We start from the raw sequence: 11,056 nt of genomic DNA on the forward strand, positions 1-11,056 counted from the left end.
TCAGCGGCCGCCCGGCGCGCGGCACCGTCGAGGTATACGGAGCTGAGCCCGGTGCCACCGCGCCCGCGCGCCGCGCGGCCGTGGTGCGGCGGAGTGCGGCTGCGTGACCTCCCACCTCGCGCACCCCGCGAACCGACCGAGAGGCACCGACCCCATGGCCATCACGGCCCGCTCCCTCGCCGCCCCGGCGCGCCGCTGCGCCGCGGCCCTGGCCGCCGCCGTGCTGTGCGCGGCCGCTGCCCCGGCCGCGTTCGCCGCCGACCCCGCGCCCGCCGCGTCCCCGAAGCTCCCGAAGGGCCTGTACGGCAGCACGGACCCGAAGTACGACGGCGTCTGGCGGCAGTCGCTGGCGCTGCTGGCGCAGGACACCGCGGGCGTGCGCCCGGCGGACTCGGCGGTGGACTGGCTCGCCGGACAGCAGTGCGCCGACGGCGCGTTCACCGCGTACCGCGCCGACCCGGAGCAGCCCTGCGACGCGAAGACGATGCGGGACACCAACCAGACGGCCGCCGCCGTGCAGGCGCTGGCCGCGGTCGGCGGGCACGCGGACGCGGTGCGCGAGGGCGTCTCCTGGCTGAAGTCCGCGCAGAACGACGACGGCGGCTGGGGCTCCGCCGCCGACGCCCCGAGCGACGCCAACTCCACCTCGGTGGTGATCGGCGCGCTGGCCGCCACGGGCACGAAGCCGGCATCGGTGACCTCCAAGAAGGGCGGCAGGACCCCGTACGAGGGGCTGCTCGCCTTCCGTCTCGGCTGCGACGCCGAGAAGAAGGACCGCGGCGCGTTCGCCTTCCAGGCCAAGGACGGGAAGCTCGCCGCCAATGAGGACGCGACGGCAGCGGCTGTACTGGGCGCGCTGGGCAAGGGCTTCGTGGTCGAGCCGGGCGCGCACTCCGTGAAGGCCGCGTCCTGCGAGGAGGCGGCGAAGGACCCGCACGCGGCCGCCGGCGGCGCCGCCGACCAGCTCGGCTCCGTCCTGGACGCGCACGGCCACCACCTGATGTCCGCGATGCCCGGCGCCGAGTCGCAGCCGGACGTCGGCAACACCGCCGACGCCGTCGTCGCGCTGGCCGCCGCGGGGCGCGCCGACGCGGCGAAGCAGTCGCTGGGCTGGCTGCGCGGGCACTCGGCGGCCTGGGCGAAGCAGAGCGGCCCGGCCGCGTACGCGCAGCTGATCCTCGCCGCGCACGCCACCGGCGGCGACCCGCGCGACTTCGGCGGCACGGACCTGGTCTCGAAGCTGAACGCGACCGGCCCGAAGCCCGCATCCGCCGTCTCGGACCAGCAGGCCGAGAAGGATCAGAAGCAGGACGAGGGCGGCGTCTCCGTGTGGTGGGTCGTGCTCGTCGGCCTGGCGGCGGGCGCCGGCATCGGCTTCCTGCTGAGCGGCCGCAGGAAGCAGAACCAGCTGTGAGCAGCGCCGTTCGTCTCGCGCGCGGCCTCGGTGCGCTGGTCCTGGCCGGTACGGCCACGGGCCTGGCCGCCGCGCCCGCGCACGCCGAGGAGTACCGCTACTGGTCCTTCTGGACGGCGGACGCGGCGGCCCACGGGGGCGGCGGCTGGACGTACGCCACCGAGGGGCCGTCGACGGCGCGCCCCGCCGACGGCGCCGTGGCCGGCTTCCGCTTCACCGTCAGCGCCGATTCCGCGCGCGCCGCGAAGCCGCGCGCGGCCGCCGATTTCGACGCGGTCTGCGGCGGTACGAAGGCGGCGGACGGCCGCAAGCGGGTCGCCGTCGTCCTCGACTTCGGCACCGCGGCGGACGCCCCGAAGGGCGAGACGCCGCCCGCGGCCCGTACGGAGTGCGTGCGGGTGCCCGAGGACGCGAGCGCGGGCGACGCGCTGGCCGCGGTCGCGGCGCCGCTGCGGTACGACTCCAGTGCGCTGCTGTGCGCGATATCGGGCTATCCGGAGACGGGGTGTGCGGAGCAGGCGGGCGGGTCGTCGGGCGGGGCGTCGGACCGCTCGCCCGGGTCCGGCGGGTCCGCGGCGCCCGAGGGCGGCGCGTCCGGCTCCGGTGCCGGCGGGCCCTCCGCCGGCCTGATCGGCGGCATCGCCGCGGTCGCCGTCCTCGGCGCCGCCGCGGTGTGGCAGGCCCGGCGCCGGCGCGGATGAGCGGCGGCCGGGGAACCGTGACGAGCGACGTGACGGGCGCACGGCCGGGCCGCCGCGCCCCCGACCGGCCAGGCGCCGCCGCCCGGCTGCGCGCTCCCCTCGCCACACGGGGGCGCGCGCTGCACGCCGGCGCGTGGTGGCTGTGGGCACTGGGCCTCGCGACGGCCGCGTCCCGCACCACCAACCCGCTCCTTCTCGGCCTGCTCATCGGCGTCGCCGGATACGTGGTCGCGGCCCGGCGCTCCGACGCGCCCTGGGCCCGGTCCTACGGCGCGTTCGTCAAGCTCGGCCTGGTCGTGCTCGCCATCCGGCTGGTCTTCGCCTTTGTGCTCGGCTCGCCCGTCCCCGGTACGCACATCCTGGTCACGCTCCCCGAAGTGCCGCTGCCCGACTGGGCGCGCGGCGTGCGGATCGGCGGCCGGGTCACCGCCGAGGGCATGCTCTTCGCCCTGTACGACGGGCTGAAGCTGGCCACGCTGCTGATCTGCGTGGGCGCCGCCAACGCGCTCGCCAACCCGGCCCGGCTGCTGAAGTCCCTGCCCGGCGCGCTCTACGAGGCGGGCGTGGCCGTCGTCGTGGCGATGACCTTCGCCCCGAACCTGGTCGCGGACGTCCAGCGGCTGCGCGCGGCACGCCGGCTGCGCGGCCGCGCCGACCGCGGCGTCAAGGCCCTGCTCCAGGTCGGACTGCCGGTACTGGAAGGCGCGTTGGAGCGTTCGGTGGCGCTCGCCGCGGCGATGGACGCCCGCGGGTACGGCCGTACCGCGCAGGTACCGCGCGCCGTCCGGCACACCACCACGGCGCTCACGCTCGGCGGCCTCCTCGGCATCTGCGCCGGTACCTACGGACTGCTCGCGGCCCAGGGCGCCGGGTACGGGCTGCCGGTGCTGGCGGCCGGGCTCGCCGCCGCGCTCACCGGACTGTGGCTGGGCGGCCGCCGCTCGGTCCGCACCCGCTACCGGCCCGACCGCTGGGGCGTACGCGCCTGGCTGGTCGCGGGCTCCGGCGTGGCGGTGGCCGCACTGATGATCTGGGCGGGCTCCTACGCGCCCGCGGCCCTGCACCCGCCGGCCGTACCGCTGACGGCGCCGGAGCTCCCGCTCTGGCCCGCGCTCTCGGTGCTGGCCGGACTGATCCCGGCATTCGTCGCTCCGGTACCGGCGAACTCGCCCGCGAAGCCCGCGAAGCCCGAGAAGGCCGCGAAGCCCGAGACGCAGCGCCCGCAGAGGCCGAAGGACCCGCAGGACCCGAAGGACCCGCAGAACCTGAAGGAGAGGACGACGTGATCCGGTTCGAGCAGGTGTCGGTCACCTACGGGGACGCGGGCGCACCCGCCGTCCAAGGAGTCGACCTGACCGTCCCCGAGGGCGAACTCTGCCTGCTGGTGGGCCCGTCCGGCGTCGGCAAATCGACCGTACTGAACGCCGTCTCCGGCCTCGTACCGCACTTCACCGGCGGCACCCTGCACGGCCGGGTCACCGTCGACGGCCGCGACACCCGCACCCACCGGCCGCGCGAACTGGCCGACGTGGTCGGCACGGTGGGCCAGGACCCGCTCTCCCACTTCGTCACCGACACCGTCGAGGACGAGCTGGCGTACGGCATGGAATCGCTCGGCCTCGCGCCCGACGTGATGCGCCGCCGCGTCGAGGAGACCCTCGACCTCCTCGGCCTCGCGGGGCTGCGCGACCGGCCCATCAGCACCCTCTCCGGCGGCCAGCAGCAGCGCGTCGCCATCGGGTCCGTCCTCACCACGCACCCCAAGGTGCTCGTCCTGGACGAGCCGACCTCCGCGCTGGACCCGGCCGCCGCCGAGGAGGTACTGGCCGTGCTCCAGCGCCTGGTCCACGACCTCGGCACGACGGTCCTGCTGGCCGAACACCGGCTGGAACGCGTCGTCCAGTACGCGGACCAAGTCATCCTGCTGCCCGCGCCCGGCGCCGCGCCCGTCATCGGCGAGCCCGCCGAGATCATGGCCGTCTCCCCGGTCCACCCGCCGGTCGTCGCCCTCGGCCGGGCGGCGGGCTGGTCACCGCTGCCGCTGACCGTACGGGACGCCCGCCGCAAGGCCGGCGCACTGCGCGAGCGGCTGGCGGGGCGGTCCCCGGCGTCTCCCGCGTCTCCGACTTCTCCCGCGTCTCCAGCTTCTCCGGCTTCTCCGGCGGGGGCGGCCGGCGTGCGGTCACAGCCGTCCGCGCCGGTCGCCGAGGCCACCGGACTCTCCGTACGCCGCGGCCGCATCGACGCCCTGCACCGCGTCGGCCTGTCCGTACACCCCGGCGAGACCGTCGCCCTGATGGGCCGCAACGGCGCGGGCAAATCCACGCTGCTCAACACCCTGGTCGGCATGCACGAACCGGCCGCCGGCTCGGTACACGTGGGTGGCGCAGTGCCGCACCACACCGGGCCGCGCGAGCTGCTGCGCCGGGTCGGGCTGGTACCGCAGGAGCCGCGCGACCTGCTGTACGCGGACACCGTCGGCGCCGAGTGCGCGGCGGCGGACGCCGACGCGGGCGCGGCACCGGGCAGTTGCCGGGCGCTGGTCACCCGGCTGCTGCCGGACGTCGCGGACGGCACTCACCCGCGCGACCTCTCCGAGGGCCAGCGCCTCGCCCTCGCGCTCGCCGTGGTCCTCACCGCGCGGCCCCCGCTGCTCCTCCTCGACGAGCCGACCCGCGGCCTGGACTACGCGGCCAAGGCCCGCCTGGTGGAGGTGTTGCGCACGCTCGCCGCCGAGGGCCACGCGATCGTCCTCGCCACCCACGACGTCGAACTGGCCGCCGAACTCGCCCACCGCGTCGTCATCCTGGCCGACGGCGAGATCGTCGCGGACGGCCCGACCGCCGAGGTCGTGGTCGCCTCCCCGGCCTTCGCCCCGCAGGTCGCCAAGGTCCTCGCGCCGCTCCCCTGGCTCACCGTCCCCCAGGTCACCCACGCCCTGGCCGAACTGGAGCACACGGCATGAGTACACGGCCGGCACGGACGGGCAGGAGGGTGCGGGCCGTGCGGGCTTCCGGTTCCGGTACGGCGCAGCGGCAGGTGCGGGCCGTGCGGCTCGGCCCGCGGTCGGTGGCAGCGCTCGTACTGGTCTCCGTCCTCGGCGTGATGGCCTTCGGCTGGCCGCTGCTGGCGGACTCCGCGTCCGGCCTCGCGCACTCCAAGGACGCGCCCTGGCTCTTCGCCGCCCTGCTCCCCCTCCTCCTCGCCGTGGTCGTGGCGACCATCGCGGACGTCGGCCTGGACGCCAAGGCGATCGCGATGCTCGGCGTACTCGCCGCGGCCGGCGCCGCACTGCGCCCCCTCGGCGCGGGCACGGCCGGCATCGAGCCGATGTTCTTCCTGATGGTGCTGTCGGGCCGGGTGCTGGGACCGGGCTTCGGCTTCGTGCTCGGCGCGGTCTCGATGTTCGCCTCCGCGCTCCTCACCGGCGGTGTCGGCCCGTGGATGCCGTTCCAGATGCTGTCGATGGGCTGGGTGTCGATGGGCGCGGGCCTGCTCCCGGGCCCCGACCGGCTCCGCGGCCGCCGCGAGGTGCTGCTGCTCGCGGTCTACGGCACATTCGCCTCCCTCCTCTACGGCCTGATCATGAACCTCCAGGGCTGGCCGTACATCGCGGGCCTCGCCTCCGGCGTCTCCTTCGTCCCCGGCGACCCGCTCCCCGACAACCTCGCCCGCTTCGCCGCGTACTGCCTGGCCACCTCCCTCGGCTGGGACCTCCCCCGCGCGGTACTCACGATCGTCCTCACCCTCACCCTCGGCCCCACCGTCCTGAAGGCCCTCCGCCGCGCCACCCGCCGCGCGGCCTTCGACACCCCGGTGGCCTTCGCCCCGCAGCCGACGCGTTCCGAGTGAAGGGGTGTTCCGCCGCCCCTGCAGAGCTAATGGATATGCTCGACGTTATCCCCTTACATGGCCGGAGTAGGACGTGAAACTTCCTCTTTCCGATTACGCACTCGGGGCGGGCGTCGCGACCGACCTGGTCAACACCTCCGCCCTGGTCCGCCGGAGCACCGGCGAGGTGCTCGTCGACCCGGCCGCGCTCGGCCGCTTCCTCGACGAGCACCGCATCCCGGTGGACGCCGCGGACGCCGCGGCCCCGGGCAGCCGACCGAGCGAAGCGGACCTGGAGCAGGTCCTCGCGCTCCGCCGGGAGGTGCGGGCGCTCCTGGAGTTCGACAGCGAGGACCGGCTCGCCGAAGGCGCGAACGCGCTGGTCAGCCGGGCGGGCACGGGGCCGCTCCTGGCCCGGGACCCGGACGGCCACTGGCAGTGGTACGTCACCACCGGACCGCGCACCCCGCTCGCCGACGAGCTGGCGGCACTGATCGGCACCGGCCTGCTGGGCGTGGTGCGCACCCTGTCCCACGACCGCGTCCGCCACTGCGCCTCGCCCGTGTGCGACGGGATGTTCGTCGACACGAGCAAGGCGGGCCGGCGCCGGTACTGCATGCCCGACCTGTGCGGCAACCGCCTCAACGTCGCCAGGCACCGCGCCCGCCGCCTCGCGGACACGACGTAGTCGGGCGACGCCTGAGGGCACCCCCCTCCGCCACTTCCCCCCGGGGGGCCTCCCCCCCGCCCCCTCCCCTCCCACCCCGCTCTCCTTGTGAAGCCACGCACAAGGACCTTGGTCACATACGAGGCCCGGTAGCAGGAGCCGGCACGGGCCTCGCCCCGGTTTCGCCCGCCGGGCCCACGGCCCGGTACGAAGCGGCTACGTAACAGCGGCGCTTGCCCGCACCCCGAGCCACCTCCCACGGTGAAGTGGTCGCCGGGTTCGCAAACCTCACCGCTGCCCGGCGACGCAGCTCGCCTCGCGACTCGTCTCGCCCACGGCGACTCCTCCCCCGTACCCCGTCGGAAGGTCCTTCCTCCGTGCTGTCCCCCGTGTCCTCGCCCGCCGGCCGCACCGCTTCCCCCACCGTCTCCCGCAAGCGGGCCGCAGGCGCCGCCGCCGTCGGTGCCGTGGCCCTCGGCGCCGCCGCGGCCGCCTTCGGCGCGTCCCCCGCGCACGCCGCCGACCGGGCCGGCGCGGCCGAAGCACCGGCCGGCGCGGCCCAGGCGCAGGCCGCGGCGCACCAGCAGATCCCGGACGCGCGGCAGTTCCAGTGCTTCAGCAACATCGTGGAGCGCGAGAGCGGCTGGAACCCGCAGGCCACCAACGCCTCCTCCGGCGCGTACGGCCTCGTCCAGGCGCTGCCCGGCTCGAAGATGGCCTCGGCCGGCGCGGACTGGAAGACCAACCCCGCCACCCAGGTCAAGTGGGGCCTGAACTACATGAACGAGCGCTACGGCAGCCCCTGCGGCGCCTGGTCCTTCTGGCAGTCCCACAACTGGTACTGAGTTCTCGTTCTCAACCGGCTCCCCCCTCCCGACGGCGCGCCCGGGTCCTAGACCCCGGTCGCGCCGTCGAGGCGTTCGCGGAGCAGGTCCGCGTGGCCGTTGTGCCGGGCGTACTCGGCGATGAGGTGCACCAGGATGCGGCGGAGCGCGATGGGCCGGCCGCTCGCCGCATGCGTGCCCGTCGCGTCCAGGGAGGGCGCGGCGGCGACGAGCTTGCGGGAGTGCGCGCACTCGGCGCGCCAGAACGCCAGCTCTTCCTCGACGTCCCCCTCCAGCATCTCGAAGTCCTGGTCGGGATGGTCGTCGGAGTAGTAAGGGAAGTCGTCCCGCTCGCCCGCGAACTGCACGCGCAGCCACCAGTGCTCGACACCGGCGAGATGCCGGATCAGGCCCTGCAGGCTCAGCCCGGACGGCGGAACGCTCTTCTCGGAGAGGCGCTCGGGCGGCACCCCGGCGCACTTCAGCTCGAAGGTCCTGCGATGCCAGTCCAGGAACGAGGTGAGGATCTCGCGCTCGTCCCCGACGAGGGGCGGTGCCGGGCGCTCCTCCTCCCCCGCCCAGACCGGCGGCAAGTTCTCCGTAGGGATCTTCGGTGGCCCTGTCGGCCCTGCGGCATCTGTCAGTTCTGCCGAATTCGTCGGTTCCGTCGAATCTGTCATCATGCCAGGAGTGTGACAGGCGCCACTGACAATGGCCGCCGGGCCGCGAGCGCGGCCACCCCGCACCGCCGCCCGGCTCCGCCGCCGGCCGATCGTCACAGCCGCTGAATGATCGTCCCCGTCGCCAGCGCACCGCCCGCGCACATCGTGATCAGGGCGAATTCCTTGTCGGCGCGCTCCAGTTCGTGCAGTGCGGTGGCGATGAGGCGGGCCCCGGTCGCGCCCACCGGGTGGCCGAGCGCGATCGCTCCGCCGTTGACGTTCACCTTCTCCAGGTCCTGTTCGAAGACCTGCGCCCAGGACAGGACGACGGACGCGAACGCCTCGTTGATCTCGACGAGGTCGATGCCCTTGAGGGACATCCCGGCCTTACCGAGGACCGCCCGGGTCGCGTCGACCGGCCCGTCCAGGTGGAAGTGCGGGTCGGCGCCGACCAGCGCCTGGGCGACGATGCGCGCCCGGGGCTTCAGCTTGAGCGCCCGGGCCATCCGCTTGGACGCCCACATCACCGCGGCGGCGCCGTCGGAGATCTGTGAGGAGTTGCCCGCCGTGTGGACGGCCGTGGGCATGACCGGCTTGAGCGAGCCGAGCGCCTCCATGCTCGTGTCGCGCAGCCCTTCATCGTGGTCGACCAGCCGCCACATGCCCTGCCCGGCCGCCTGCTCCTCCTCGGTGGTGGGCACCTGGACCGCGTACGTCTCGCGTTTGAAGCGCTCCTCGGCCCATGCCCGCGCGGCCCGTTCCTGCGAGATCAGCCCGAGCGCGTCGACGTTCTCCCGGGTCAGGCCGCGCTTGCGGGCGATGCGTTCGGCCGCCTCGAACTGGTTGGGCAGGTCGACGTGCCACTCGTCGGGGAAGGGCTTGCCGGGGCCGTGCTTGGAGCCGCTGCCGAGCGGGACGCGGGACATCGCCTCGACGCCGCAGCCGATGCCCACGTCGATGACGCCGGCCGCGATCATGTTGGCGACCATGTGGTTGGCCTGCTGGGAGGAGCCGCACTGGCAGTCCACGGTGGTCGCGGCGGTCTCGTACGGCAGCCCCACGGCCAGCCAGGCGTTCCGGGCCGGGTTCATGGACTGCTCGCCGGCGTGGGTGACCGTCCCGCCGACGATCTGCTCGACGCAGTCCGGCTGGATGGCTGTTCTCGCCAGGAGTTCGCGGTACGTCTCGCCCAGTAGGTAGGCGGGGTGGAGATTGGCGAGCGCTCCCCCGCGCTTGCCGATCGGCGTGCGGACGGCTTCGACGATGACGGGTTCAGCGGCCATGACTCGTCCTCTCCTGGCTGTCCGGGCGGCCCGGCACCCGGACAGAACTAGTACGCGTTCTAGTTCTGCCGCCCAGTCTCACGAGCCACACGCGCCCGCGCAAGGGTGCTGCGTCGGCCGTACTCGCAAGCATTTCCCGCGTGAGCCTTGCCACTTGTAGAACTCGTTACTACCTTCGCGGCAGATTCTGATGGCTCGTCAGCACAAGCGCGTGAGCCCGTCAGAACGAGCAGGCAAGCCGGACCCAACCCGGACCTGGAGTCGCCGATGCCCTGCCCCGCGCTGCCCGACGGGTTCGACTTCACCGATCCCGACGTCTACCAGGAACGCGTACCCCTCCCCGAATTCGCCCGGCTGCGGCGGACCGCGCCCGTGTGGTGGAACGCCCAGCCGCACAACATCGCCGGCTTCGAGGACGACGGCTACTGGGTGGTGACCCGGCACGCGGACGTCAAGGAGGTCTCCACCCGGCCGGACGTCTTCTCGACGAACCGCAACACCGCGATCATCCGCTTCAACGAGTCGATGACCCGCGACCAGATCGACGTCCAGAAGCTCATCATGATCAACATGGACCCGCCCGAGCACACCCGGGTCCGCCAGATCGTCCAGCGCGGCTTCACCCCGCGCTCCATCCGCGCGCTGGAGGACGCGCTGCGCGAGCGCGCCACCCGGATCGTCGCGGAGGCGAAGAAGAACGGCCGCGGCGACTTCGTCACCGACATCGCCTGTGAGCTGCCGCTGCAGGCCATCGCCGAGCTGATCGGCGTCCCCCAGGAGGACCGTTCCCGCATCTTCGACTGGTCGAACAAGATGATCGCGTACGACGATCCCGAGCTGGCGATCACCGAAGAGGTCGGCACCAACGCCGCCATGGAGCTGATCTCGTACGCGATGAACCTCGCGGCGGCGCGCAAGGAGTGCCCGGCGAAGGACATCGTCAGCCGGCTGGTGGCGGCGGAGGACGAGGGCAACCTCGGCAGCGACGAATTCGGCTTCTTCGTGCTGCTGCTGGCCGTGGCGGGCAACGAGACCACCCGCAACGCGATCACGCACGGCATGCACGCCTTCCTCACCCACCCCGAGCAGTGGGAGCTGTACAAGAGGGAGCGGCCGTCGACCACCGCCGAGGAGATCGTGCGCTGGGCGACCCCGGTGGTCTCCTTCCAGCGCACCGCCACCCAGGACACCGAGCTGGGCGGGGCGCACATCAAGGAGGGCCAGCGGGTCGGCATCTTCTACGCGTCCGCCAACAACGACCCCGAGGTGTTCGACCGGCCCGAGGTCTTCGACATCACCCGCGACCCCAATCCGCACCTGGGCTTCGGTGGCGGCGGCCCGCACTTCTGCCTCGGCAAGTCCCTCGCGGTGCTGGAGATCGACCTGATCTTCCGCGCCATCGCCGACGCCCTGCCGGACATCGCGCTGACCGGCGACCCCCGGCGGCTGCGCTCGGCGTGGCTCAACGGCGTCAAGGAGCTGCGGGTCAGTTACGGGTGACTCCCGCACCCTGCCAGTACGAGCAACTCCCGTTCGCCGTAAGGGCGGTGGGGGGCCGCGCGGGGGGGGGGCCCCCCCCCCCCGGTTTGGGGGAAACAAAAAACCCCCCCCCCAAGCAACCCCCAACGCAGCCGCATACATAAAAAAAAAAACCCCCCAAAACCACGCGGGAAA

At 73.8% G+C, this 11,056-nt stretch carries 10 protein-coding genes; 8 read left to right on the top strand and 2 right to left on the bottom strand.

Going from position 1 to position 11,056, the window contains the following annotated elements; genetic code table 11:
• The first annotated feature begins 154 nt into the window (after positions 1 to 154).
• The 7 genes from ACIGXO_RS12565 (at position 155) to ACIGXO_RS12595 (ending at position 7,458) form a co-directional block, all read left to right on the top strand.
• Positions 155 to 1,414, top strand: coding sequence for a prenyltransferase/squalene oxidase repeat-containing protein (locus ACIGXO_RS12565; protein ID WP_399784367.1), 1,260 nt, complete (start codon positions 155 to 157; stop codon positions 1,412 to 1,414).
• The gene (locus ACIGXO_RS12570; RefSeq protein WP_399784370.1) at positions 1,411 to 2,115 is read left to right on the top strand and encodes an SCO2322 family protein; all 705 of its coding nucleotides are present in this window, start codon (positions 1,411 to 1,413) and stop codon (positions 2,113 to 2,115) included. Before ACIGXO_RS12565 ends, ACIGXO_RS12570 begins: the two co-directional genes overlap by 4 nt.
• The gene (locus ACIGXO_RS12575; protein ID WP_399784372.1) at positions 2,112 to 3,401 is read left to right on the top strand and encodes an energy-coupling factor transporter transmembrane component T; all 1,290 of its coding nucleotides are present in this window, start codon (positions 2,112 to 2,114) and stop codon (positions 3,399 to 3,401) included. The genes ACIGXO_RS12570 and ACIGXO_RS12575 overlap by 4 nt, the downstream gene beginning before the upstream one ends.
• Positions 3,398 to 5,080, top strand: a complete 1,683-nt coding sequence (locus tag ACIGXO_RS12580; RefSeq protein ID WP_399784375.1) for an ABC transporter ATP-binding protein — start codon at positions 3,398 to 3,400, stop codon at positions 5,078 to 5,080. The genes ACIGXO_RS12575 and ACIGXO_RS12580 overlap by 4 nt, the downstream gene beginning before the upstream one ends.
• On the top strand, positions 5,077 to 5,967 hold the full coding sequence (locus ACIGXO_RS12585; RefSeq protein WP_399784378.1) for an ECF transporter S component: 891 nt from the start codon (positions 5,077 to 5,079) through the stop codon (positions 5,965 to 5,967). Before ACIGXO_RS12580 ends, ACIGXO_RS12585 begins: the two co-directional genes overlap by 4 nt.
• Before the next feature lie 73 nt (positions 5,968 to 6,040).
• Positions 6,041 to 6,634 carry a CGNR zinc finger domain-containing protein gene (locus tag ACIGXO_RS12590; RefSeq protein WP_399784381.1) on the top strand — a complete coding sequence of 198 codons (594 nt, stop codon included), beginning with the start codon at positions 6,041 to 6,043 and terminating at the stop codon, positions 6,632 to 6,634.
• A 356-nt stretch (positions 6,635 to 6,990) separates the two neighbouring features.
• On the top strand, positions 6,991 to 7,458 hold the full coding sequence (locus tag ACIGXO_RS12595; RefSeq protein ID WP_399784384.1) for a transglycosylase SLT domain-containing protein: 468 nt from the start codon (positions 6,991 to 6,993) through the stop codon (positions 7,456 to 7,458).
• Positions 7,459 to 7,505: 47 nt separating this feature from the next.
• On the opposite strand, the gene ACIGXO_RS12600 is transcribed toward ACIGXO_RS12595, so the two are convergent.
• Both ACIGXO_RS12600 and ACIGXO_RS12605 read right to left on the bottom strand, forming a co-directional pair.
• Complete coding sequence (locus ACIGXO_RS12600; protein ID WP_399784387.1) at positions 7,506 to 8,030, bottom strand: DinB family protein; 525 nt, start codon at positions 8,028 to 8,030, stop codon at positions 7,506 to 7,508.
• 182 nt (positions 8,031 to 8,212) lie between these two features.
• The gene (locus ACIGXO_RS12605) at positions 8,213 to 9,382 is read right to left on the bottom strand and encodes a steroid 3-ketoacyl-CoA thiolase (RefSeq protein ID WP_399784390.1); all 1,170 of its coding nucleotides are present in this window, start codon (positions 9,380 to 9,382) and stop codon (positions 8,213 to 8,215) included.
• A 267-nt stretch (positions 9,383 to 9,649) separates the two neighbouring features.
• On the opposite strand from ACIGXO_RS12605, the gene ACIGXO_RS12610 reads away from it, so the two are divergent.
• Entirely contained in the window at positions 9,650 to 10,882 is a 1,233-nt protein-coding gene (locus tag ACIGXO_RS12610) for a cytochrome P450 (RefSeq protein WP_399784393.1), read from the top strand.
• Positions 10,883 to 11,056: the final 174 nt, after the last annotated feature.

Source organism: Streptomyces sp. NPDC053542, assembly GCF_044544685.1.
Taxonomy (GTDB): domain Bacteria; phylum Actinomycetota; class Actinomycetes; order Streptomycetales; family Streptomycetaceae; genus Streptomyces.

Coding starts and splice junctions, on each gene's coding strand:
- ACIGXO_RS12575 (WP_399784372.1), top strand. CDS start 2,112: ATGAGCGGCGGCCGGGGAACCGTGACGAGCGACGTGACGGGCGCACGG.
- ACIGXO_RS12610 (WP_399784393.1), top strand. CDS start 9,650: ATGCCCTGCCCCGCGCTGCCCGACGGGTTCGACTTCACCGATCCCGAC.
- ACIGXO_RS12585 (WP_399784378.1), top strand. CDS start 5,077: ATGAGTACACGGCCGGCACGGACGGGCAGGAGGGTGCGGGCCGTGCGG.
- ACIGXO_RS12605 (WP_399784390.1), bottom strand. CDS start 9,382: ATGGCCGCTGAACCCGTCATCGTCGAAGCCGTCCGCACGCCGATCGGC.
- ACIGXO_RS12565 (WP_399784367.1), top strand. CDS start 155: ATGGCCATCACGGCCCGCTCCCTCGCCGCCCCGGCGCGCCGCTGCGCC.